At 42.1% G+C, this 25,390-nt stretch carries 19 protein-coding genes; 9 read left to right on the top strand and 10 right to left on the bottom strand.

The annotated features are described in order from the left end of the window. Nucleotides 1-79: 79 nt before the first annotated feature. Nucleotides 80-1,411 (bottom strand): YjiH family protein, encoded by a 1,332-nt coding sequence (locus L2747_RS08520; RefSeq protein ID WP_248998756.1) that lies wholly within the window; start codon nucleotides 1,409-1,411, stop codon nucleotides 80-82. A gap of 381 nt (nucleotides 1,412-1,792) precedes the next feature. After that, a complete protein-coding gene (locus L2747_RS08515) occupies nucleotides 1,793-3,337 on the bottom strand; it encodes a methyl-accepting chemotaxis protein (RefSeq protein ID WP_248998642.1) in 1,545 nt (514 codons plus the stop codon). A gap of 372 nt (nucleotides 3,338-3,709) precedes the next feature. On the opposite strand from L2747_RS08515, the gene L2747_RS08510 reads away from it, so the two are divergent. Further along, nucleotides 3,710-4,399 carry a DUF998 domain-containing protein gene (locus tag L2747_RS08510; protein WP_248998641.1) on the top strand — a complete coding sequence of 230 codons (690 nt, stop codon included), beginning with the start codon at nucleotides 3,710-3,712 and terminating at the stop codon, nucleotides 4,397-4,399. Between the two features lie 22 nt (nucleotides 4,400-4,421). Here the strand turns inward: L2747_RS08510 and L2747_RS08505 are convergent, their stop codons facing one another. Both L2747_RS08505 and ubiU read right to left on the bottom strand, forming a co-directional pair. Beyond that, nucleotides 4,422-5,279: a U32 family peptidase gene (locus tag L2747_RS08505; RefSeq protein WP_248998640.1), complete on the bottom strand. Its 858-nt coding sequence runs from the start codon at nucleotides 5,277-5,279 to the stop codon at nucleotides 4,422-4,424. Between the two features lie 23 nt (nucleotides 5,280-5,302). After that, nucleotides 5,303-6,304 (bottom strand): ubiquinone anaerobic biosynthesis protein UbiU, encoded by a 1,002-nt coding sequence (gene ubiU, locus L2747_RS08500; protein WP_248998639.1) that lies wholly within the window; start codon nucleotides 6,302-6,304, stop codon nucleotides 5,303-5,305. A gap of 132 nt (nucleotides 6,305-6,436) precedes the next feature. Here ubiU and ubiT point away from each other — a divergent pair, with 132 nt between their 5' ends. Then, nucleotides 6,437-6,949: a ubiquinone anaerobic biosynthesis accessory factor UbiT gene (gene ubiT / locus L2747_RS08495; RefSeq protein ID WP_248998638.1), complete on the top strand. Its 513-nt coding sequence runs from the start codon at nucleotides 6,437-6,439 to the stop codon at nucleotides 6,947-6,949. A 163-nt stretch (nucleotides 6,950-7,112) separates the two neighbouring features. Here the strand turns inward: ubiT and L2747_RS08490 are convergent, their stop codons facing one another. Continuing rightward, nucleotides 7,113-8,819 (bottom strand): RluA family pseudouridine synthase, encoded by a 1,707-nt coding sequence (locus L2747_RS08490; RefSeq protein ID WP_248998637.1) that lies wholly within the window; start codon nucleotides 8,817-8,819, stop codon nucleotides 7,113-7,115. Nucleotides 8,820-9,022: 203 nt separating this feature from the next. Further along, entirely contained in the window at nucleotides 9,023-9,280 is a 258-nt protein-coding gene (locus tag L2747_RS08485) for a YfhL family 4Fe-4S dicluster ferredoxin (protein ID WP_012156237.1), read from the bottom strand. 271 nt (nucleotides 9,281-9,551) lie between these two features. On the opposite strand from L2747_RS08485, the gene L2747_RS08480 reads away from it, so the two are divergent. Continuing rightward, nucleotides 9,552-10,562, top strand: coding sequence for a helix-turn-helix domain-containing protein (locus L2747_RS08480; RefSeq protein WP_248998636.1), 1,011 nt, complete (start codon nucleotides 9,552-9,554; stop codon nucleotides 10,560-10,562). Nucleotides 10,563-10,793: 231 nt separating this feature from the next. Here L2747_RS08480 and trhP read toward each other — a convergent pair whose 3' ends face one another. Further along, on the bottom strand, nucleotides 10,794-12,161 hold the full coding sequence (gene trhP / locus L2747_RS08475; RefSeq protein WP_248998635.1) for a prephenate-dependent tRNA uridine(34) hydroxylase TrhP: 1,368 nt from the start codon (nucleotides 12,159-12,161) through the stop codon (nucleotides 10,794-10,796). A 288-nt stretch (nucleotides 12,162-12,449) separates the two neighbouring features. Here trhP and L2747_RS08470 point away from each other — a divergent pair, with 288 nt between their 5' ends. Together L2747_RS08470 and L2747_RS08465 are read left to right on the top strand one after the other, a co-directional pair. Beyond that, complete coding sequence (locus L2747_RS08470; RefSeq protein WP_248998634.1) at nucleotides 12,450-13,292, top strand: HDOD domain-containing protein; 843 nt, start codon at nucleotides 12,450-12,452, stop codon at nucleotides 13,290-13,292. Nucleotides 13,293-13,405: 113 nt separating this feature from the next. Continuing rightward, a complete protein-coding gene (locus L2747_RS08465) occupies nucleotides 13,406-14,872 on the top strand; it encodes a putative bifunctional diguanylate cyclase/phosphodiesterase (RefSeq protein ID WP_248998633.1) in 1,467 nt (488 codons plus the stop codon). Nucleotides 14,873-15,007: 135 nt separating this feature from the next. Here the strand turns inward: L2747_RS08465 and L2747_RS08460 are convergent, their stop codons facing one another. Further along, nucleotides 15,008-15,484, bottom strand: a complete 477-nt coding sequence (locus L2747_RS08460; protein ID WP_248998632.1) for a thioesterase family protein — start codon at nucleotides 15,482-15,484, stop codon at nucleotides 15,008-15,010. 271 nt (nucleotides 15,485-15,755) lie between these two features. On the opposite strand from L2747_RS08460, the gene L2747_RS08455 reads away from it, so the two are divergent. From L2747_RS08455 to L2747_RS08440, 4 genes are all read left to right on the top strand, one after another. Continuing rightward, nucleotides 15,756-16,205, top strand: a complete 450-nt coding sequence (locus L2747_RS08455) for an OsmC family protein (protein ID WP_248998631.1) — start codon at nucleotides 15,756-15,758, stop codon at nucleotides 16,203-16,205. A gap of 700 nt (nucleotides 16,206-16,905) precedes the next feature. Beyond that, nucleotides 16,906-19,950, top strand: a complete 3,045-nt coding sequence (locus L2747_RS08450; RefSeq protein WP_248998630.1) for an EAL domain-containing protein — start codon at nucleotides 16,906-16,908, stop codon at nucleotides 19,948-19,950. Between the two features lie 98 nt (nucleotides 19,951-20,048). Then, nucleotides 20,049-21,386, top strand: a complete 1,338-nt coding sequence (locus tag L2747_RS08445; RefSeq protein WP_248998629.1) for a DEAD/DEAH box helicase — start codon at nucleotides 20,049-20,051, stop codon at nucleotides 21,384-21,386. Between the two features lie 97 nt (nucleotides 21,387-21,483). Further along, nucleotides 21,484-21,834, top strand: coding sequence for a hypothetical protein (locus L2747_RS08440; RefSeq protein WP_248998628.1), 351 nt, complete (start codon nucleotides 21,484-21,486; stop codon nucleotides 21,832-21,834). A 134-nt stretch (nucleotides 21,835-21,968) separates the two neighbouring features. Here the strand turns inward: L2747_RS08440 and L2747_RS08435 are convergent, their stop codons facing one another. Further along, nucleotides 21,969-22,871: a mechanosensitive ion channel family protein gene (locus L2747_RS08435; RefSeq protein WP_248998627.1), complete on the bottom strand. Its 903-nt coding sequence runs from the start codon at nucleotides 22,869-22,871 to the stop codon at nucleotides 21,969-21,971. Further along, nucleotides 22,872-25,295, bottom strand: coding sequence for an AAA family ATPase (locus L2747_RS08430; protein ID WP_248998626.1), 2,424 nt, complete (start codon nucleotides 25,293-25,295; stop codon nucleotides 22,872-22,874). It abuts the gene before it with no gap. Between the last annotated feature and the right edge of the window lie 95 nt (nucleotides 25,296-25,390).

The raw sequence follows: 25,390 nt of genomic DNA, 5'->3' as shown, positions 1-25,390 counted from the left end.
TTCTAACAGCTATAAACCTCTGCTTGGCTTAGACATAAAAAAAGGAGCGATTATTCGCTCCTTATTTAATCAATTTTGCTTAGAAAATTAAGTGAGCAACACCTGCGATAACAGGCAGTGTTACTAGTGTTCTGAGAATGAATACTACGAATAGCTCTAAGAAATTAACTGGGATTTTACTACCAATTAGAAGTGCACCTACTTCACTCATATAGATAAGCTGAGTAACAGACAAGGTCGCAATGATAAAGCGGGTCATATCTGACTCGATAGAGCTGGCTAAAATTGCAGGAATAAACATGTCAGCAAAGCCAACCATAATGGTTTTTGATGCCGCTGCCGCTTCTGGAACTTGTAATAGCTCTAGTAAAGGAATAAAAGGCATACCCAAGTATTCAAAGATTGGCGTAAATTCAGCAATCATTAGCGCGATAGTACCGATACCCATAACCACAGGGATCACGCCAAAAATCATATCTACGACGTTCTTAACACCATCGATAAGAGTGTGCTTGATGCCGCCTGCTGCAGAAGCTTTATTTAGTGCTTGATGCATACCCCAAGAAAATACGTTGTAACCGGCAGGGATCATTTCATCATCTGCATGGCGTGGCGTTTCATCAACATAGATATCTTTTTTCCACGATAGTGGAGGTAGTTTAGGTACAACAATCGCAGCCACAAAACCGGCAAGACAAACAGTTAGATAAAAAGGTACAAACAAATGCTCTAGCTTAACTTGTGAGATCACAACTAATGAGAAAGTGATTGATACAGCAGAGAAGGTGGTACCAATAACAGCAGCTTCTCTTTGAGTATAAAAGCGAGCTTCATATTGCTTGCTCGTCATTAAAATACCCACGCTACCATCACCTAACCAAGATGCCATACAGTCAATTGCACTGCGACCGGGTAAATTAAAGATAGGGCGCATTACTTTAGTCAGCATAGTTCCAAGTAGTTCTAGCAAACCGAAGTTAAGTAGCAACGGCAGTAACATACCCGCAAATAGGAATACTGAGAACAATACCGGCAATAGATCATTTAGGACTAAAGCGCCTGTGCCGCCAGAGCGAATAGCTTCTGGCCCAACATTGAAAAAGGTCAATGTAATAAAAATGGCGCCAAGTACACGTACGATCAACCAAATTGGGCTGACGTTAAATAGCGAGTTTAAAAATCGTTGCTCAACAATAAACTGAGGCTTAAGTACCTTAGTAAGTAATGAAGCAATAGCGGTGAAAATAACAATCGCAGTTACCACGCCAACTAACACATCACTTAACAGGTTTTGTAAGCCCTTAGAGATGATAGCAATTGGAATTGTAATGGCATCATTATAGTTAATCGGCATCATAAATAGCATTAAGCCAATGAGTGATGGCACGATAAACGTGAGTATTGTTTTCATGTTGTGGGTTTTTTGTTCTGACACTTTTATTTACACCCTAAATAACGAGTTTTGCTTTATGACAATAAACTGGTGCTTATGCATAAACAGATAAATTATTGAATATCCATTCAACTGTTAGTCAGCGATATATTCGCCTTAAAATATCTAAGCAATATTATTACGATTCTTAACTAGTGTAATTCACTACGGTCGAATAGTTATTAGCTCAATATGATTATTTATATTGTATCGGAAGTTTGCAAAAAAGCACAAAACTTTTTTATGGTTAAATCTTTTTAAAACAGATGTTTATTAATGTTGCGCTTCGGTTGCTATCTTGTGGTTTGTTTTGGCCATCAACTTTAGATTGTGACGGCCACTTGAGGATTTAAAGAAGAATTAACTAAATGTTTTTCTCAGAGATTTTGCTTTTTCGGCGTTGAACTTTAACTCCTTCACCGAAGCCTCGACTAAGTTAACCGCGCATAGGTTTTCACTCGACGCTTGACTAATTTGACTGATATTTTGGTTTATTTCACTGACGACTAAGGTTTGTTGTTCAGCCGCTACGGCATTTTGTAACGCTAATTGTTGGATTTCTTTCATTGATTGGTAGATGTTGTCGACCATTCGAGCGGATAGTTCAGCATCTTGGCTGCATAATAATGCTTTAGATTTGCTGTTATCCATCTGTTTTGACCATTCGGTCAACATGGCGAACATTTTATCGACACTTTTCGATATGCTGGTTGTTGATTGTTGAGTTCGGCTAGAGAGCGCTCTCACTTCATCGGCAACGACTGCAAAACCTCGTCCTTGCTCACCTGCGCGAGCAGCTTCTATTGCGGCATTTAGGGCTAGCAAGTTAGTCTGTTCTGCGATGGAGTCTATTTCTGACATGGCACTAGCAACTTCCTCTGCTTCCTTATTTAATAGGTGTGCATTGGCGGCTGCGTCAGCAACAGAGTCTGATAACTGGTTAATGCTGAGGGCATTTTGCTGCATCTTTTCACGGCTGTCGTGGCAAACTTGATAGGTCTGTTGCACGCTGTCTGATGTCGACTGAGTATTTTTAGCGACATCATTAATGGTGGCCCCCATCTCTTCGGTGGCACTGGCAATTTGTTCAATCTGCTGATTTTCAATATCTAAACCTACATGGGTTTGCTCTGCTGCGGCAATAAGTTGGCTGGCAATGTCTTCTATATGCTCGGCGTTGTCTTGTGAGCGCCCAAGTACACCTTGAAGTTTGGCATCTTTCATCATTAACTGAAAATCGAGCAATGAAGAAGTATCACGACCACAGTAAATAAAGCGGCTAATTGAGTCATAGTCTTGCTTCATTTTCATTAGTCGTGCTGGAACTCTAAAGGCCTCATCGTAAAAAATCGCTAAATTGACCAACATTAAGACGACACCAGCGACAATGACTCCCCAGCCCCAAAATGCTCCAGCTGCTAATAAACCTGCGCTAGCGCAAATCGCGGATAAGACTCTTTTATTAGCTAGGCTGATAGGGTCATCAACTCGCTTACCTTGATTTAGGCGTTGATATATCAGTGATGCTTGGTTGATTAAATGGGAGCTTGCTTGCATGCGCACGGATTGGTAACCGACAAGCTGTCCTTTATCAAATAAGGGGGAAACAAACGCATCAACCCAATAATGTTTACCATCTTTACAGCGATTTTTAACAACACCACGCCAAGATTGCCCAAGTTCTAGTTTTGACCACATCTCTTTAAAAGCAGCTTTGGGCATATCAGGGTGGCGTACCATATTATGGTGGCTCCCCATGAGTTCGGCTTCGCTATAACCTGATACTTCAACAAAACGTTGATTGACATAGGTGATCACACCGCGCCTATCGGTCGTCGATATAAGCTGGTCATTTGCTGTTAACTTTACTTCCTGGTTGATTAACCGTGCTGGCTGAATTGTCATTATTAGTCCCTGTGACAGCAAAAGCATTGTTTAATCATTACAATGCATTAACACAAGGCGTTAGAATATATTATTAATACAAACGTTTAAAATTTTTGAAGCGTTTTTTTAATCAAGTTACTGGATAACAAAGTTTACTGACTTTTTTACAGCGTTTTTTGGGATTATTGTCTATTTAGTCTATGATTTTTAGATTGTTTTTGTGTGGATTGTTATAAATTACTTGAATTAGTTATCGGTAAACTATAGAAATAACAGATAGGCAACGTAAAAGTGGCTTAAGTGTTTCTTAAAACTCTGAGCCAGCGCTCGTTACTTTAAGACAATTCACGATACATTAATTAGTGTTAATGAAAGAGTAAATAGGAAACTATGCTGGTTCAGAAATACAATAAAGTTTCAACGTTAGCATTTAGGTTTGGCATGCTTGGCATATTCGGTCAGGTGCTCGGTCTAGCCTTATCAATAGCGCTTTTCGAGCAGTTTGACGGCAGTGGCTTTAACTTCTTGAACCATACGTTAAGTGAGCTAGGTAACTACGGGCACTCGCAATATGCTGTGGTTATGAATGGCGGATTGTTTTTTGGCAGCCTTTGTGTAGTGCTTTTTTGCTTATTGAGCTTACAACTCGGTGAATCTTCATGGCGTTTCCCTTTTTACATTAGCCTTGGCTTAAGTTATTTTTCTTTCGCTGCCATGGGCCTTTTTCCGATAAATGTTTATCACTTGCATGTCATTGCGATTAAGTATTTCTTTGTTTTTGCTTGCTGCAGTTTGTTATTTTATGGCTGCTTTTTAGTAGCAGACAGAGAGGTTCGCTTTAGCCTAGGTAGTAAAATAAGCGGATTATTGGCTTTGATTATAATGAGTGCGTTTTTGTTTTTACCTTGGTTAGAGCTAGGCTTTACTGAGGGGAATGAAGCTTTTTATAACGAGATGTTAGTTAAATCCTCGCGCCCAGAATTATGGTGGCCAGCGGTTATAATGTGGGCCGGCTTAGCCACCTATTTATTGTGGACGGTATTAGTAATTAAAGGGGTGAAAAATAATTATTACTACTAATTGATTTAACCCGTCTAGTCATTTATGGGTTTGACATCTGCTCAAAACCGGCACCTTGATGCCAGTAACCGTTACAAGCTAAGGTTTTATCAGTTGTTGGTTGTGATAAAATTTGCTCGGCGATTTCAATACTCTGTAGGCTATTTGGCGATACCCTGAAATAGTCGACACCCATCAATTTCATCTGCTCAACTTCACTCGATAGGTCGATTAAACTCGCCGATTGAGTCTGAATACCATTTAGTCGTAATAGTGGTTGGTCATCCATTGTTTGCGCCAGCAGCCCTTTGGGGTTGGCAAGGCACACAATTTGGCAGTCATCTTTTTGCAAGCCTTGCTGGCGTGCGGTAAAGCAACGGGCAGAGTGAGCAAGTGGCAGATAACCGTGACCAAAGACTTCGACCTCAAAAGGTGTTGGTTTTTCTGCCTCGATAACATGAGTTAGCCACTCTTTTGATAACTCAATCGGCATGACAAAACGCTGCATGCCCCATTGTTGCAGTTTCTTCAATGTCGCAAAGTTGTAGTTATTAACCGTTGGACCGCAGACAAAAGGTAAGTTGCGCTCTTTAGCCGCTTGTACCGCACCCATGTCGTTGGCTTCAATCATAAATTCGCCGTTATCGACATGTTTTTGCAGCTCAGTGTATTCCGATGGTGCTTCTAGCAGCGCTAAGGTTGATAGCACGACTTGTTTACCTGATTCTCTGAGCATTTGTGCGAGTGCAAAATAGTCGGCAAATTTAAGCTGACGACGACGGCTACACACCGTTTCGCCCAAATAGATCACTGGGATATTGCTTTGGGCAACTTGCTCGTAAAAAGTATTAACTTTTTGTTTTTCCCAGCAATACTGCAATGGGCCAAGTGAGATTTTCATTATATGTCCTTTTTAGCCTAAGACTATTGCCAGTTGCGTTCGTACGCGCCGAGAGTGGTGGTTTGTCCCTCAGAGACTTTTGCCAGTGCTAGATCCCACTCCCGTTGAGTCTGGTATTTTTCAGGGGCAGACATATAGCTATCGATGGCGGCGCGCCATACTTTGGTGACTTGCTCTACATAGGCTGGGCTACGTTGGCGACCTTCAATTTTTAGCGATACCACATTGGCTTTGGCGAGTTCAGGTAACAAGCTTAAAGTGTTAAGACTTGTTGGCGACTCAAGAATATGACTTGGGGTATTATTTTCGGTCGTTGTGTAACGGCCTTTACACACTACGGGATAACCCATCTGCTCATCGAGGCCTGATTTGTCGATTAGCACATCATTTAACAGAGTTAAACGATCGCTTCCGACTTCTTGCCAACGAACATGCTTTGCTGGTGAGCAAGAGCCGCCGGTATTAGGTGATTGACCTGTGACGTAAGAAGATAAGTGGCAGCGACCTTCGGCCATAATGCATAAGCTGCCAAAGGCAAAAACCTCTAAATCGACAGGAGTGACCTTAGCGAGATCGCGCACTTGTTTCATCGACAAAACCCGTGGCAATACAGCACGCTCGATATTAAATTCTTGTTTATAAAGTTTAAGCGCGCCTAAGTTGGTTGCACTTGCTTGAACCGAAAGGTGCAAGGGCAGATGTGGGTATTTGCTATGGGCGTAATCGAGTAAAGACAAATCGGCCATGATCAAGGCGTCAACACCGGTATCTGCCGCAAGATCAATTGCTTGATACCAGCGGCTTTCTTCGCCCGGTTTAGGAAAGGTGTTGATGGTCAAAAATATCTTCTTGCCACACTTCTTTGTATATTCGGCGGCTTGCTGAAGTTTCTTCGGGGTAAAATTTAAACCAGCAAACGACCGTGCATTAGTATCGTCCTTCAGACCGAGGTAGACCGCATCTGCACCTGCATTGAGGGCGGTTTTTAGGGATGCGAGATTTCCCGCGGGGCACAGTAATTCCATATGGATGCTCCAAAAATATTGAAACAGGAGTTTAAAAGGGAATGAAGATCATATTTTTGATGTAAAACAGGTTTGTGATCATAAAATCTAGGTAATATTCGCTTCTTTGCCTCATTTTGGATACATATTTACATGCAAGGTTTTTTTCCTCACAAGTTAGCTCATAAAGTGCTCGAAATTGGGCCAAAAGTCATTGCGCGTCCATTAGCTATCGTGCCATTTACGCTAAAAGCAGATTTACTAAAGCGCATCTTAGGTTTATTGCTAGCAGAGCAAGCTGCCGATGAAGAATTAGACTTTCTAGAGGGTCGCTGGGTGGCAATTAATATCGAAGATTTAGGTCTGACATTTGAAGTGACTTACACCGATACATGGCAAGTTCGTCAACTACAAGATGCAGAAGTCACCTTTACCGCTCAATCAAAAGAGTTGTTACTGATCGCCGCGGCAAAAGAAGATCCTGATACGTTGTTTTTCCAGCGTAAACTTAGCATTGAAGGCGATACAGAGCTTGGGCTTGAGGTGAAAAACTTGCTACTAAGTGTCGAGTTTGATGCCATGCCAACAGCCATTCGAGTGGCAATTGAAAAGTTGGCGCAGGCGCTACAAGCGTTACAGGCTAAAGCAGAACCTGCACTTGCTTAATCGATAGCGTTTTTACCTTGATTAAGTCATGCATCGCTCGTTGGGAGCACATGGCTTGCGAATAAGGGCTAACATTTTTATGTTAGCTCATTATGTTAGCCCTTTATGTCAGCCTATTAAACGGGGCTGTTTAGAGCAAAGCTCTTAGCCAGAACGCTGTAAATCAAACGTTTTGTTCAAAGTCGACATCGACTTCAAAAGTTAACCTTTCTCTGGTAACTGGGTGGTTTAGCACTAAACGCTGAGCATGCAGATGTAAGCGGTTGGCTTTCTTGCCATAAAGATCATCGCCAATTATTGGCAGATGTAAGCCTTCATGATGAGCGCAGTGCACTCTAAGTTGGTGAGTGCGTCCTGTGTGCGGATACAAATACAACATAGTGGCGTCGTTGCTACGAGACTTTACCTGCCAATGAGTTAGCGCATGCTTACCGTGTTCAGTACACACCAACTGTCTAGGTCTGTCATCAATATCGCCTCTAAGTGGCAAATTTATCTCGCCTTGTTCGCCCTTAACAACACCTGATACTTGAGCCACATAGCGTTTCTCTACCGTGCGGGCAATAAACTGCTGCGCCAAAGACTTGTTGGCTTCACGACTTAGCGCAATCACCATTAAACCTGAGGTCGACATATCGAGTCTGTGTACGATAAGCGGACCTGTCGCCTGTGGAAATTGCGCCTTCATGCGGGCAAATACCGAGTCGGTGACATTTTTACCAGGTACCGAGAGAAACTCAGCGGGTTTATTAACTATAGCCATGACTTCATCTTGGTAGACAATTTCTAACGACTTGCCTTCTGCTGGATTGGTCAGTAATGGATTTTCATCCATCTCAATCCCGTCAAGCATATGGCTTAAAATCGGTTGGCACTTACCCTGACATGAACCATAAAAGTTTTTATGCTGCTTGATTTCAGACTTAGGTGATACCCCCCACCAAAACTCCGCCATTGCGATAGGCGTTAGCTTATGGCTAAAGGCGTACTGCAGCAGTTTAGGGGCGGCACATTCGCCGGCTCCGGCTGGTGGCTGCTCGGTTGGACTGTCTTTAAAGATCTGGTTGAGATCTTTTAACTTACCTGCTTGATTTAAAAACTGATACTGGGCAAAGATCTGTTTTTGTAGGCTATTAGAATGTTGAGCTCGACTCGCTTTGAGTAATGTTATTTCAGACTGCAACTCATTAAGTTGGCTGGCGACTTCATCGCATCGAGAATCCCATTGCTGCTTTGTGGCTTTTAGATGGAATTTTTCGGCGACGCTCTCTTTACCTAACTGCACATTAAGCTCGCTTAGCGCTGCTGGATCTTGTTGACTTTCAACGCCTATGCGACGAAGTTTACGTGTTTTACGGTTTTCAATGATTTGCGCACGTATCGCTTCTAGCTCGCTTTCAGCTCGGCTGCGTAATTGTGCTAACTCAGCACTGAGCTTAGCAACGTCTGGATTATTCTGGGCCGTTTTTAGTTGTTCTGTAAGCTGGTTTAGTGTTTGCATACCGGCATGAAAAAAGCTTTCCTCGGCCAACATATCAAAGACCGGTGGCACAAAACCATTTAGTAAGTTTTGCTCGGCTAACTTTCCTGAAAAAGCCGCTAAATATCCAAGCTGCCCGCTTGAGTTACGCACGATAAGCACGCCAAACATCTTGCCGATAGCTTTATCTGACTCAGAGCTTAATTCACCTTCTAAACCAAAGTTATGTTGCCAATCAGTTTGAGTACTCAGGTACTCTTGCAGCTCAGAGACTGCCAATATACACAACGGGTGAGGCTCATAGTAAAACGGGAAGGTAAAACGCTGTGGCAGCTCGTAACTATCGATAGCCGATTTGAACGGGGTAAAACAGTGCTGAGCTAAATACATGGGCAGTTAATATCTTTTGATAGGTAAACGGGCGCTAAACTTGGTGAAAACAAATAAGCCTGAGCGAGCGAGGTATAGCGGCCAATTTTACGCTGTCAGACAAGCGAAGTCATCAGTTGGACTAGGCTTTTTAGAGTGCATTATGGCTGCGTTATAAAACAAAATGGAGCCAAATGGCTCCATGTTTTATGGCTAAGATAAACTTATTCGACTGGCTTACCTGTGATGATGTGGTATTTAATTAACAGCTCATCATCTGACTCTTTATGGTCAGGATCGACCGCGATACAGTCGATTGGACAGACTGAAATACAAGTAGGTTTGTCGTAATGACCGACACATTCAGTGCATAAAACTGGATCAATCTCATAGATCTCTTCGCCCATAGTAATGGCCTGATTAGGACACTCGGGTTCACACATGTCGCAGTTGATACAGCTGTCGTCGATTAATAATGCCATTGAATTAGCGTGCCTATTAAATTTACTAAAACCCCGCCTATGCGGAGCAGTCTAAAAAGTGATACCTAATAATTATACCATACAAAGGGGCGCAGACTAGGCTCGTCACACGGCGAAGGTGGACTTATATCTCGCTTATGACCAGCTTTGGAGCTATGCAGGTATATTCTGAACATTAAGATGAGCCGCGGTGGTTTTATAGACAGGCTCTTGATATTGATTTATAGATAAAAATATCACTTAGGCAAAAGCGATCACTTAGGAAGAAACTATGCCGTTGGATGCTCAAGATGGCTCGATACCGCTTATTCAGCGACAAGACGTGACTTTTTTTGCCAGCTTGTTAAGAGGGCTAGAAGGCAGTATTTACCCGATATTACAGCAAGCAAAGGTGCCGATTGACTTGTATTCGAGTGAGAGTAATTATGATTACTTACCTGAAAATACAGTGAAAAACCTAATCCAAGCTTTGGGAGAAAGATTAGAGCTACAAGAGTTTATTCGGCTAATCAGTAGTGCTTGTAAGAATATTTATATTCCGATGTTTATCAGGCGTCTGTCCCAGAATGATTCATTAAGAGCTGTATTAGATGAATTTGCAGAGCAGTTAAAGTCAAACATCACCCATACCAAAGTGTATACCCAGTTCTCTGGAGGAAGTTGGTGGTTGGTACGAGAAAAAGAGGGCGTTGATGAGTTGTGGTTTACTCACGCCGAATTGTTCTCTGTGATATTTATTTGTGAATTGCTATCGGCTTTGACGGCGAATAAGTGGCGACCGAAGCAAGTGGGAGTTCAATCTTCTAATGCCAGCGTGTTTTGCACGCTGCCGCAACTAGCTCGGAGTCAGTTTTTTACCAATAGGCCGGTGACAGCTGTTTCTATTGATGAAAACCTGATGATGGCGCCAGTGTGCCATCCATATATATCGACTAAGGAACATGTCACCCCAGTATCGTCATCGGCTTGTTTTCTAGGCACCTTCAAGTTAGCCATCCAGCCTTATCTGTCAATGGGCAAACTCCCTATTAAAGCTGCCGCGCAAATTTTAAACTTACATGTGAGAACTTTGCAGCGTCGCTTAGCAAAAGAGCAAGTTCAATATGGCGCTGTGATAGAGGAAATGGTGCTTGAGCAAACATTGGATCTATTAAAATGCCCCTCACTAAAGATCACCTCAATCGCAATTAGAATGGGCTACTCGGATGCGGCTCATTTTACCCGAGCTTTTAAACGGCAAATGAACATGACCCCGACACAGTACCGTCGTCAATTTATTTAGTTTTGTTTACTGGAACTACATCCATTAAATTTATCTTAATCGGCAGTTTTTTAACCTAAAAGTTGCCTTGGTATTAAACAGGGATTATTAGAACTGCAACAATGGAAAGTTAAACGTTGAAAATGATGATCTTGGGTCAGCTAGTTATGTAAAAAAGGCCTCTTAATTGAGGCCTTTTAATCATAATTTAGTGTTTATTGGTACTGCTAATTGCTATTGCAGTACAAAGCACTAGGCTGTTGGCTGGTGCGGATTACGGGTATCTTGGCCTTGTGGCAAGTTACGCAGTAGCACAGCTTTATCAAGCTCAACGCCTGCTGGTACGTCTAGGAATACAAAGTGCCCTGAACCTAGACCAGCCTCAACGTTCTCACCTTTACGGTTAATTAGGCTATTAACCTTCAATGTAAGGTTGCCTTGTGGTGTCATGACTTCAACGCTGTCGCCAACAAGGAATTTGTTCTTCACATCAACTTCAGCAAGACCAGCTTCATTGCGAACGCCTGTAAATTCACCGACAAACTGCTGAGTATCGCTGATTGAATAGCCATAATCGTAGTTTTGGTATTCATCATGTACGTGACGACGTAGGAAGCCTTCGGTGTAACCACGGTGAGCAAGACCCTCTAAGTTATGCATCAAGGTGCGGTCAAAGTCTTTGCCTGCTGCAGCATCTTCAATCGCTTGGCGATAAAGTTGTGCTGTACGTGCAACGTAATAGAATGACTTGGTACGGCCTTCGATTTTAAGTGAGTCAACGCCCATCTTAGTCAAACGCTCAACATGTTGAATTGCACGTAAGTCTTTTGAGTTCATGATGTAAGTGCCGTGCTCATCTTCAAACGCAGGCATATACTCGCCTGGACGACCCGCTTCTTGCAGCAGAACGATTTGATCAGATGGTTGACCTGCACCTAATGTTGGCGTTTCAATTTGTACAGCAGGGTTAACTGGAACTACATCACCGGTTTCAGTTTGTTGTGCTTCATGGACATCGTACTTCCAACGACATGCGTTAGTGCAGGTTCCTTGGTTAGGATCACGCTTGTTGATGTAACCAGACAATAGACAACGACCTGAGTACGCCATACATAACGCACCATGAACAAAAACTTCTAATTCGATATCTGGGCAGCGTTGACGAATTTCTTCAATTTCATCTAGTGATAGTTCACGAGAAAGAATGACACGCTTAATGCCCTGTGACTCCCAGAACTTTACTGATGCCCAGTTAATTGCGTTGGCTTGTACTGATAAGTGAACCACTTGATCTGGAAACGCTTCACGTACCATCATGATAAGACCTGGATCTGACATGATTAACGCATCAGGCTGCATAGCAACCACTGGCTCCATATCTTTAATGTAGGTTTTTAGCTTGGCATTGTGCGGTGCAATATTGCTTACAACGTAAAGTTTTTTATTTAGGCTGTGAGCTTCTTTAATACCCGCGGCCAAGTTTTCCATTTTAAAGTCGTTATTACGCACGCGAAGACTATATCTTGGCTGGCCGGCATAAACTGCATCTGCGCCATAGGCAAAGGCGTAACGCATATTTTTTAATGTACCAGCAGGGGACAATAGCTCAGGTTTAAACATAATAGCTTCTCTGTTAACGGATAAGGATTTGACAATCGGTCGCGCATTTTACTGAATGCACGCTTGCTAATGCAATAAAGTCAGCCGCATATAATAAGTGCCTTTGGGTCGATCAGAGTCGTTTATTATAAAATCTTGTGATCCCTGTATCATTTTTAGGTGTTTTTTCGCTGACAATGGCTACTTGTTTAAGTATTGACCCGTTAATGTGATTTTGCACGCATCATCAAGCACTCAACTGATATACTCGATTTGCTGCAAATTAATACGCATTAAAAGGGAGTAAAGATGTCAACAGAGCATCAAGTATTAGTAGGATTGTTGAAAAAGCTTAAGTCGGATGCACTTATTTTACCGACCTTACCAGAAGTCGCGATGCGAGTGCAGGAGGTTGTTGCTAAGGAAGATGCAAGCCTCAAAGATATCGCTAATATTATTGGCCAAGATGCGGCTATTTCCGCAAGGGTTATTCGAGTCGCCAATAGTGCACTTTATAGCAGGGGCGTGCCGGCTGAGAATGTTAATGGAGCGATTAACCGAATTGGCTTAGTTCAGATAAAATCGATTGTTACCTCAATTGCCATGGAGCAGCTGTTTATCTCAACCAATCAAATGGTTTGGGAAGTAATGGATGAAGTTTGGAGCGCGTCTATTGACGTTACTTCTGCTGCGTGCGCTATGTTGCAGCTCTATAAACAGCAGCATCCTGACAGCTCTCTTGATCTCGATACTATGACTCTCGCAGGGTTAGTACATAATATTGGTGCCTTACCTGTCCTCACTGAAGCTGAGGCTAACCCCGAGCTATTTGCAAATATTGATTTTTTACGTGGCTTAGTGAAAAAACTGCAAGGGCCATTAGGTCGCGCAGTGCTAAAGAATTGGCAGTTTTCACTTGACGTGATGGAAGTCGTCGAGCGCTGGGCAGACTTAACTTACCAATCTAACCATGTGAGTTATTTGGACTTTATTCGTGCTGCGGCTTTCTATACTGGTGAGCTTAGGGCGGGCGAAGAGTTTGAACAGCGTATGCAGGTCTTTATTGATAAAGGGTTACCCGTATCAAGTAGCGTATTAACAAGTGAAGGCTTTATTGAAGCTTATCAGTCGATTAAGGCCAGTTACCAATAAAGCTATTTTAGTAAAAAGATTGAAATTAAAGTGCTCTGGTGATGGTGTAACAGAGCACTATAGTTTAGGTTATAAACTGAACAGGGAATTTACTAAAGGTCAAATACACATTGATGGACAGTTTTTGGATGCTTTTTGGCGTTTGTTTATTATTACTGCTTTTGTTAGTCGTATCTTTAATACGTCAGAAAAGACTGCATTCTAAAATCAATGAGCTGTTTCACTCAATTAATCCTCCTTCTAGTGATGACGTCCCAGTTATCAGCAAACTTAGGCAACTGAAAAAGCAAGTCGACGAACTGGCTATCAAGGGCAGACAGGTTGAACAAGATAAGTTAACTGAATTGGATAATCGTTTAAGCATGAAGCGAAAAATGGCTGAGTTAATGCCGCTCGATAAGGGCAGCTTGGTGTTACTCGATATTTATCGCTTTCGTTATGTTAACGATTTATTTGGTTTTAATTTTGGTGATGAACTTCTCAAGCAGATGGCTGTACGAGTCAAAGAACTATCGCCACCGGGTTCACTTATCGCAAGAATGAACGAAGATGAGTTCTTAATCTATTTTACCAGCGCAATGTCTCCGCCTCAGCTACAACAACTTATTGATAACTTGCAACTTCCCTATGATATTTTTGGAAGTATTATTACCACTCGAGTACAAGTTGGCCATTTAGCTCTGGAACCTTTTCATGGTGATATTAGTACTATGTTAAGGCGATTGGACTTAGCGTTAAAAAAAGCTAAGACCCATGATGTAGCATTATCCGAGTATTTATTAGGTGATGATGCAGTGCAAATAAGAGAGGTATCCATTATTAACAGCCTTGCCAAAGCATTACGTGATGGTGAGCTATATATGGTTTACCAACCTAAACAAAGCTTCCCTAGTGGCGCTTGTCAGCAAGTCGAAGCATTGATGCGTTGGCAACATCCTCAATTAGGCTCTATATCACCAGCGGAATTTATTCCTTTAGCCGAGTACTCGGGCATGATCGATATTGTTAGCCAATGGGTACTTGATGAGGTGTTTGCGCAGCAAGCTCTGTGGCATGAAATGGGGGTTGAACTGCAAGTTGCTGTAAACCTATCCACTCAAGATTTACGTAATGCCTCTTTAATTACCGGTATAAAAGCGAGGTTGACACAGTATCAGCTTGAGGCAAGTGTTATATCGATTGAAATCACCGAGAGTAAACTGATGCAAGATCTTGATGGTGCGGTTGCAACCATTAAAGATTTACGTTTGTTAGGAGTTGATGTGGCGATTGATGATTTTGGTACCGGGCATTCTTCGCTAGCTTATTTGAAATATTTACCCGTAGATGAAGTGAAGATCGATAAAGCGTTCTTAGATGATCTAGAAGTCGATGGCCGCGCGCGACATATTATGGATACCAGTATTCGCTTAGCTAAAGGGCTTGGTTTTAAGGTTACAGTTGAAGGCGTTGAAACAGAAGACGTATTGCAATTATTGCTAGGGATGGGAGTCGATAAAATCCAAGGTGATATTTTTTCTAAGCCTATAAAAGCTAAAGAACTAGAAGCGCGTTGGGCTAAGTTGAGTGAAATGGGGTAGCAGTGTAACCAACTAATATTATTGAACTTTGTGGCTATAAATGGCGCTGCCATTCAAAGGCAGCGACTAACTTTATACCCAAATACGACTCCGTTTCTGGAAAACGCTATTACTGTTTAGTGTTGAGCTTGGTCGTTAAAATGTCACTTGCTCAGCAAAGGCCTCACCTAAGCGCGCAATAAGTTGCTGTGGCATTGGGCTAAGTTGGCGTTTTTTGTTCATACAGACCATCTCTATTTGCGCTGTTACCGCCGGTTTTTTGCCGTTAGGTCGCCAAATCTCTTGTATCCACACTGTGCGATATTTACTCTCAAAGTAAAATTTTGTTCTAACATCGATTATATCTGCGAACTCTACCCCGTCATGGCAAAGCATATCTGTGCGGTAAACCGCAAAACCTAAATCATGCTCGTCCCATAGGCTTGCTAAGCTATTAGCACCAATAACATGCTCTCGAGCGCGCTCAAAATACTTTAGAAAGTTAGGGTGGTAAACCACACCTGAAAAATCAGTATCTTCATAATAGATCTGCACCGGAAAGTGGTAGGTTTTACTTTGTTGAACGGGTTTTGATTCATTAAGTTGAGCTTGGTTTGCTGTAGTTTGTGACATGGTTATTTGACTTGTTTTTGATACTGTAGAGTAATTGCGCAGCAGTTTAACATAGTCCTTGGGAGGCCTATTAATAAACTGCTTAAAATGACCAATATTGGTTTGATTTAAGTTTTAAACTTAGCGCTTAATAGCGTATTCTCAAAGTGTAAAATTAGGCGCTAAGACAGCAAACTAGCTGTGATAATAACAGCAAAAGCTTAAGTTTTATGCAGATAGTTTGATCAATTTAAGTTTCACTGATTGTTTCAAATGGAAATGGAGTAGTTGTATGGCGAACAAGATTGTTGAAGTGAATACCCATATGGGTAATGACTGGCGTGTAACCGCGCAGGTTAGAGAGCATCAATTAGTGATTGATCAGCCATCGGCTAGCAATACGGGAGCGAATCCATTAGAGACATTTGTGTTTTCATTGGCGGGTTGTATTTCGACTATTGCTAAGATGGTTGCTAGAGAGCAAAAAATCAGACTCAATACTATTGATGTATCGATTAAAGCAGATATTAATACGGCTGGATTGCAAGGCTTAGAGACAGATGATCCTGTTGGTTTTAAACGTATTGATATGCTCGTTGATATTGATGCAACGAATGGCGGAACACAGTTAACTGACCAGCAAAAGAGCGTTTTTTTAGATGTGGTTTGTCATCGCTGTCCTATTCACGATAATCTACTTAAACCTAGTTTAGTCACCCATGAAACGATGGTTAATGGTTAATGGTTAAGTTTTAATATTAGGCTTGACCTAATTACTTGATGTTTACCAATAAGCAAGACTCTAAACTGCAAGTGGTACTGATAAATTAAGTGCTTACTAAGAGTGCTTTTTATCAAGTGATGTCAGAGGTTTCATTAATTATGGGCTTAGCCATTGGATTTTTATTGCCTTGCTGTTCATTGCCGATTGTTTTACTCGCTACTATTACTGCTCTATGTGTACTTGTACTTCATCGTTAATATTGACTGCGCCATCAAGCTTATAGCTGCACTTGGTTTAACGTTGTACTTTTAGTTGTCAGCTTTTCTTGAGTTTCTTGCCTTTTAGTTTGCACTTTTCTCCTGGTTAAAAATCCGGTGTTATTAAGATAATAATTTGCTATTTCAGTTAATTTTATCTGGTACTACCTGATTATTTCGTTATTCAAAGTAGAATCAAACTTAGTGAGTGCTAATGTTCATATGTTTAACTTTGAATTTTAGTCATTTAGATTCTATTTTTAAGGTTGAACAGTCGGTTAACCATCTTAGGGGTTTCTTCGTTTATTTCGTTTATTTGGTTTTTTCGGCACAAACAGTCGGTCACAAATCGCGGTTTAAACGACAGTGCTTTATCGGTGTGACACCGAGCTTCCACCATGTTGAATAGATTGATTAAGTTGTAATTTTTTTGCACTTGTTTTCAAGGACGAAGCGTTTTTATGGATCAAAGCTTAATACTTAATTTTATTCAAAATGCCGCACTATTATTGGCAATAGTGTTGGTATATGACGCCTTCCCTCGTAGCCATAAACGTGAGTTGCAACTGCTCCCCAAACTTGGTGTTGGCCTATTGGTTGGTGGCATTACAGTAGGATTGATGCTAATGCCCTGGCAGCATAGCCAAGGGGTTTTCTTTGATTCTCGTACGGTTATATTAAGTATTAGTGGCTTGTTTTTTGGTGGTGTGCCAACTTTAGTGGCTGTACTACTGAGCAGCCTTTATCGTTTAAGTGAAGGTGGACCTACGGTCATATCAGGTATTGGTGCCATTTTTACTTCAGGTCTTTTAGGTTATTTGTGGCGCAGGTTTCGCAAGGGAGAAGTTGGCGATATTCGCTTTAGTGAATTGTTTGCATTTGGTGTCGTCACCAATAGTATTATTTTACTCTGGGGTTTTACCGTACCAGCACAACTCGCACTTAACCTATTTCCTCTGATCATCTTCCCTTTTCTTATTATTTTTCCTGTCACTACTGCATTGTTAGGGACCTTACTATCTCGACGTATTGAAATCACCCGAGATCAAAAAATTCAATTACAAGACCACTTGTTGTTCAAGTCTCATTTTCAAGCGGGCAGCATGGGGATTGCTATCACTGATAAAGAACATTTGTGGTTAAAGGTTAATCCAAATCTATGTGAAATGCTGTTGTACTCAGAAAAAGAGTTAATGCACTTATCTTGGCCAGAGTTAATGCAGGCTCAAGACTATTTTATTTATAAGCATTATTTTAACCAACTGATTGAAGGAGAAATCAATGAGTTTGAGCTAGAAGTTCGTCTTGTAGCAAAAGATGAAAGCATTGTTTATACCCATATGACAGTCGCATGTCAGCGAGAGCAATCTAAAGTCGACTTGGTGATTACAGGTGTACTGAATCGCACCTCTCAAAAAGAGGCTGAAATTGCAGAGTTAGCGAGTCAGGAGCAGCTAGGTTTAGTGTTAGGTAGTTGCGAGCTTGGTTTTTGGGATTGGGATTTAGCCAATGACGTTATGGAGCGAAATGAGCATAGCGCCGCTATTTTAGGTTGTGATATTGATGTTTTAAATCAAGCGCCAAAACTATGGATTAACGCAATTCATTCTGACGACAGAGTTGCAGTTCTTAAATCGATTGATGCACATCTCAATGGCGAAACAGAGCAGTATAAAGTGGAATATCGTATTCGCAATCAAGCAGAAGAAACCTTATGGCTATTAGATACCGGTAAAGTAATGAGCCGAGATGAAAAAGGTAAACCGCTACGGATGTGTGGCATCTATACCGATATTACCGATAGAAAGCGGGTTGAAGAATCTTTACGGCTAGCGGCTTCTGTGTATAACAACAGCAGTGAGGCGATGAGCGTTCAAGATGAACAGGGTTATATTATTAATACCAATGCCGCATTTTCTAAAATAACGGGCTATAGCAAAGATGAAATCAAGCTAAAAAATATCAAGGTATTGCAATGCAACCAAACCAATCGTAATGCTTACAAGCAGATGAACCAAGCGGTTGAAGAAGAAGGTCGTTGGCAAGGTGAGATTTGGCTTAAACGCAAAAACGGCGAGGAGTTTGTGGTTTGGTTGACGCTTAACGCATTGGTTGACGAGCGCGCGGGAACCCAGCGCCGAGTGGCGTTGTTTTCAGATATTACAGATAAAAAACAAGCGGAAAAAATTATTTGGAAGCAGGCCAATTATGATCCGTTAACAGGCTTACCGAACAGGCGTATGTTGTTAGATTATTTAAGTACTGAAATGCTAAGGCTAGATAATGGTGAGCATCGTTTTGCGCTGATGTTTCTAGATCTCGATTACTTTAAAGAGGTAAACGATACTTTAGGCCACGATATGGGTGACAGGCTATTGCTTGAAGCAGCTAAGCGTTTGAAGGCCTGCATTCGCGAAACTGACGTTGTCGCTAGGCTAGGTGGAGACGAATTTACCGTTGTTTTATCAGGAATAACCGATACAAAAGGGGTCGATAAAGTCGCAAAGCATATTTTATCACGCATTGCAGAGCCCTATAAACTAGGGGACGAGACAGCTTATATTAGTGCCAGTATCGGCATTACCTTATACCCAGACGATGCCTTAACGATTGAAGGGTTACTTAAGCATGCGGACCAAGCTATGTATGCAGCTAAAGGAGAGGGGCGAAACCGCTTCCATTACTTTACGCCATCAATGCAGCGCTATGCTAAACATAGAATGCGCCTTATTCAAGATTTACGGCAGGCGATAGTTAATCAAGAGTTTGAGCTATTTTATCAACCTATAGTTTGTTTGCAGAGTGAAAAATGTCTTAAGGCTGAGGCTTTGATCCGTTGGCGCCACCCGAAACGGGGCCTAGTCTCCCCAATAGAGTTTATTGCTGTCGCAGAAGAAACTGGATTGATCATTGAAATTGGGAATTGGGTATTTCAGCAAGCTGCGAAGCAAAGCGCATTATGGCGTGATCGTTTTGGAGTAGAAGTTCAGATCAGCATCAATAAATCGCCCGTTCAATTTAGAGATGAAGGCGATAGTTTTGAATCGTGGGCGGCGTTGCTCAAGGCCTTAAAGTTAACCAATAACAATATTTGTGTCGAAATAACAGAAGGCTTATTACTCGATAACAGTCATACAATATCGTCTACCTTAGCCATGTATCGCAAATCAGGTATTCAGGTGTCTCTTGACGATTTTGGTACGGGCTATTCATCACTTGCTTATCTAAAGAAATTTGAAATTGATTACTTAAAAATAGATCAATCGTTTACCCGAAATCTCGATAGCAATGGTAATGATTTTACGCTGTGTGAGGCTATCATTGTGATGGCTCATAAACTCGGGATGAAGGTGATAGCAGAGGGAGTTGAAACGGATTACCAACGCCAAGTGCTTGCTGACGCGGGTTGCGATTATGGACAAGGTTACCTGTTTTCTAAGCCTGTCCCCGTTGAAGAGTTTGAGCAGGTTTTTATTACTAAGGCAAAAGAAAACAGTGAGGTTTGATCTTGTCTATTATCTGACGCGGTATTTTGCTAGACTCCGCGCTCACTTTTATTGCTTCTACTCCAGCTAGCGAGTACTTAACTCATATTGAGCCGACCATGAACTTTGATGCATTCGATTTACATTCCAAAATTTTAGATGCAGTTTCTGCGCGGGGTTACCAGCAATTGACGCAAGTTCAGTCGCAGGTGCTACCCGTTGCCATGGAAGGTAAAGATATTATGGCTTGTGCCCAAACAGGTACAGGTAAAACTGCCGCGTTTGCACTGCCGTTATTGAATCGCTTAATTAAGGAATATAACTTATTTATAGAAGCTGAAACCGAATTGACTCATGAGTCGAAGGTTAAGGTTTTAGTATTAACGCCGACTCGCGAACTGGCAATTCAAGTTGCCGATAATATCACTGCTTATGCACAGTATTTGCCATTTAAAACCGTTGCCGTATATGGTGGTTCGAACATGAATCCGCAGCGTAAAGCACTCCAGGCTGGCGTTGATATTTTGGTTGCTACACCAGGTCGTCTGTTCGATCACATTGGTCAATTTGGCTTGGACTTATCAAATGTGACTCACTTAGTGGTTGATGAGGCGGATCGCATGCTGGACTTAGGTTTTGTGCGCGATATTGAAAAAGTGAAAAAGCTGGTGGCTGCGACTCACCAAACGCTATTTTTCTCGGCAACTTATAGCGACGCAGTTAAAACGCTAGCGGAAAAAATGTTAATTGCGCCAGAGTGGATTAATGTTGCGACCTCAGCCACAGCAAGCCTTATTACCCAAGAAGTTTACTTAGTTGATACTCGCCGTAAAGCCGAGCTCTTGTCAGAGCTTATTGGTCGTAATAACTGGCAGCAAGTATTGGTGTTTGTGAGTACCCGAGAAAGTGCTGAACATTTGCATGCCGAGCTTAAACTTGATGGGGTTAAAAATGCGGTTTTCCATGGTGAGAAAACTCAAGGTGCGCGAAACCGTGCATTAGAAGAATTTAAATCTGGCAAGTTACGTGTGATGGTTGCAACGGACGTTGCGGCTCGTGGTCTTGATATTGAAGCGCTGCCTTTAGTGATAAACCTTGAATTGCCGTTTGCCGCAGAAGATTACGTTCATCGTGTTGGCCGTACAGGTCGAGCAGGTCTAGCGGGTCGTGCTATTTCATTTGTGTCACCACAAGATCGCGACATGATGCAAGAGATTGAGCTGCTAATTGAGCAAACACTGCCAAGATTGACTATGCCTGGTTATGAAGAGGGCGCACCACTACCTGCGCGCTACCGTGACGTAGTGACCAAACCTGTAAAAGAGAAAGGTCATAATAAGCGTAAGTACGAAGACAAAAATCGTCCCGCTAAAAATGCTGTAGGAAAAAGTAATTTCCGTAGCGCAGCATCGGGTAAAAGTAGCTACGGTCGCTCAAAAGATAAAGCCAAAAAATAAGCTTGAATAAAGCTTTCTTCAGTATGCTAAAGAAGTGAATATACCTAAGGTATGTTCACTTTTTTTATGGGTGATAAATCAACAACAGGAGTCAGAGTTGAGCAAGTTACTAAAGATCTGTGTGCTGACGGTTTTAATTGGTTTACTGACAGGCTGCGGCGAAAAGTCAGTACCTGCGCCAGAGAATAACAACGCCGTTTTGCAACAGAGTAAAACTTCGCCAAACGGCGCTGATGAAGGGCCTAACAATAGCTGTAATCAAGCTTGGTTTGCAAAAGTTGAGCAGCAGTTAACCTCTGGCGATGGTCAAGGACATGGTCCCGATCTTGGCTCGCTTGAATGGCGCTCAGTGATTGAATTTAAACTTGGCATAAGAGGGAAAGCTAATCTCCCTTCTAAAGATTCTGACCTTTGGTGTGATTATATTAATCGTCATTACATCAACTGAGATCCGCTAAAGCAAGGTTGTGGTTTAAGCCGTTATTGCAAAGGCTGATAAGCGATAATGGCTGCAATTTATTTGCGCTTTTGACGTTACGCTGTTTTTCATTAGGTTAATAACAACAGTTTCTTTGCACATCATTAGCGAGAAATTTTAGTGCTTTGTATGATTGTTGGCGGGCAGATACTTTGTTTTTTAAATTCTTGCATTACTCTAAGGGTTATATCAGTCTCAAATAGCTTTTCATATTTTATATCTAGCACATAGGCTTTCAGCGTTAGTTTGATGGCAAAATAGCTGTCGCTAATATCTTGTTTAACTAAGACAACTATTGGCTTAGGTAGGTGGATATAGCGGCTTGATGCAGCCGCTTCACGAATGATATCACTGGCTAAGGTAAGATCTTGGTCAAGGGCGACATAAAACGGGATCACCACCTGCATATCTAAAGCACCGTAATTACCGCTAATCACCACGTCACTTAAGAACTTGCTATTGGGGATCGTGATAATGTCATCGGTTAGAGTCTGCATACGTACTGAACGTAAGCCGATAGTGACGATGTCGCCATAGTGGCCTTCAAATGTCACTCTATCACCGACTTGAAACGGCCTGTCTATCATTACCGTTAAGCCTGCAATAAACGAGGCGGCGAGATCTTTCATCGCAAAACCAATTGATACCGCCAAGGTGCCACCAATAAGAGTGAGTACTCTATCATCGACTCGAAAACTGAGCATGAAGACCGAGATCCCTGCGGTCATATAAACAAAGAACTGAAAGAAGGATTGCAGCTTTTGCGCTAGCATACGCCGTTGTGCAAATTGATTACCGATTGAATCTACCAAGTTCTGGGTAAACTTAAGCATTAGCCAGGCAATAAACACCACGATAAGCGACATGAATACGCCGCTCCAGCGGATCAAGCTGGCGATTTCAGTCAGGCTATCTAGGTTCGCAGGGCTTGATTCGGCGTAGGCTGGCAGGGCTGCACATAATAAAGCGCCGCTGACGAATAACCTAAAGAGGTGGTTTATCTTCATCTATTTCACCAATAAGTGCTGATTATGGAGCGTGTTAGTTATATATCTAAACCAATGGGCGGATATGCGGGCTTTATCATCAACGAGCTCAACAAAACCGCGATTTTGAAAATAACGCAGGGTATTAAGCACTTCAGAAAAGCCTAACTGGGTGCAGTCAGATAGCTCTTCAGCTGAGGCTACCTCCAGCTGCACAATCGCACGCAGGACAGCCAACATAGGTTTAGGCATGGTTTCTAATTCTTTGGCATCAGGGGCACTAAAGATCCTTACAAACACGTTACCGTTAGTTTTATCTTTATGTAGCGACATTCTAAAAAATCGCAGTGCAACGGTAGGATTGCCGTCAGAGTAGTCCCATAGAATACGGTAAAATCCTTGCTCTGCTCGTTGCAGTTCACTGAGATCTTGCTCATCCCATTGCCGAGGCAGTTTTAATCCGGCAAAACTCAAGGCATATTCTCCTTCGGTATCTATTCTGCTACACAGTAAGGCGGCTATTTGCTTTTCGTTCCAGCGCGGCATAGCAATGACTTTGTCGAATAACAAACGCTCTCCACGGGCGCGATCAATAAAGCGCCATGCTGATTGCTCCATGCCGATAACGGCGCCATGTTGGTTTCTACCGCGCCGTAATAATTTACTGAGCTTCATTAAGTCGGTGAGCCCGTTCACTTTCGGACTCACTAGGCGCTGACAATTATCAATGCATAGGATGTATCTATATTCTGATTGGCGCAGATGGCTGATGAGTTCGGCCTCATTGGCTTCCCCTTCTAGACCAAGCGATGCATTAATTTCAGCAATAAGCGGTGTATAGCCACCGTAAGGGCAATTTACATAGATAGCGTGTTCTGATTTCGACCGGTGCAGTAGCTGCTTGAAAAGTGTGGTTAAGCCTAAACCTCGTTCACTGTAAACCAATGCTAGCGCGGGGATAGGGGCAAGAACATATTGTGCCAGTTCATCTAGTTCGTTTTTTGCGTAATCTTCAATTAACTCACTGTCTTCATGGCCAGGTTGTACGTATAAAAAGGTATCGTCACCTTTTATACGTACCATATTGCTGTTTTCTTTATCGGCTAAGCTTTGTTTGGCCACTTCCACTCTGAAAAAGTAGGCTATTGCATGCTTAAAGGCTTGGTAGCGTGAGAGGTTATTAAACAGTTCTTGGAAAGCACGCAGGTAAAATAATCTGAAAATACCCAGTAGCGTTGCAACAGGTGACAATAGCCAATTGTTTTGGACTTTTATTGCCCAAGCAATGTAATCCGGATGATCATCATCTAAGCTTAATTGCTTGAAAACAATACTACGCCAATCGACGAGTGTCTTAATGAGTAAGATGAGCAGCAGTAGCAATATAACTGTTTCAACCCAGGCGTAAATAGTGCCTTGATAAACACTGAGGGCGGTGGATTTTAAGGTGATCCCCGCGGCCATGATTAACCATACCCAGCGTTTGAGGGTGGCAACACGTAAAGTAACAATCTCAGACTTATTATTGTGGTGGCTATGGTGGGCGGTAAATTCGCTGAGTAAGCGAATAATAATGGCGGCAGAAAATGCCCAGTTAACGATAATCTTTAAATAGCTAACACTGTTAAATCCCGGCAAAGCTTCTAATAAACTCATCGCCAATGAGATGGCAATAAACCACGCTAACGTTTTGTGTATTTTATTTAGGTATCGCCAAAAAATACCGCTTAGTGGTTCTCTTTTTACTCGTACCGATTTATTTTTTTCTAGCTGAGCCAAGATAAGCCTAGGCCCAATATTGAGCCACCATCTCAGTATGACAAAAATGATAATTAACTTAACGATGAGCACTAAAAGAGGGAAAGGAGATACTGTTAAGTCTGCTGTAAAGTCAGTGAGGTTTTTTAATTGTGACACGAGCTGAAAATTCAGCACCGCCTCTGCGCTTTGAGCTTCAAGCAGGATTTGCCTAACACCATCAGGGCCAAAGCCTGTGAATTTGTCATAAATTCTCGGGCTTACATATTGCAGTAATTCAGCCTTATTTCTGTTTAAACTGTCGAGTGATAACTTAGTACTATTGACCTGAGCCCAGTTAACCGCACTGGGAGTGGCTTTATAACTCTGTAATTGGTTTTTTAGTAGTTGGCAATGAGCTTGTTGTTGGTTAAATACGCTTAATAGCAGGTTAGCTGCGCTATTTTGACTGCGAATTGTGGCAAGGTGTAACTCTGGAAGAGCGTTCACCTTGGCGTCGATGTTTTGGCTTGCTTCTGTTAATACGGGAGTATTTACATCGCTCCATTGCTCTGCATCACATGGGGGCGCAAGTACTATTGCCATTAGCAAGTTCGCCATTAGCAAGAGTGGCGCATAGAGTAGTTTAACGGACATAGATTGGCGTCGCTCCATCGGTAAATCGCTGATTTCCCCTGTAATCAACATAGCATACGCTGTAGATTTTGACGAAGTTATAGCCAGCTCTAAACATTGATAAAATCAGTACAATCCTTGTTAGTAGGGTGACAACTTCGTGTATT

This window comes from Shewanella marinintestina (genome assembly GCF_023283845.1).
In the GTDB taxonomy this organism is placed as follows: Bacteria; Pseudomonadota; Gammaproteobacteria; order Enterobacterales; family Shewanellaceae; genus Shewanella; species Shewanella marinintestina.
Note: the sequence above shows the minus strand (reverse complement) of the source record. Positions and strands in the feature narration are given on the sequence as shown.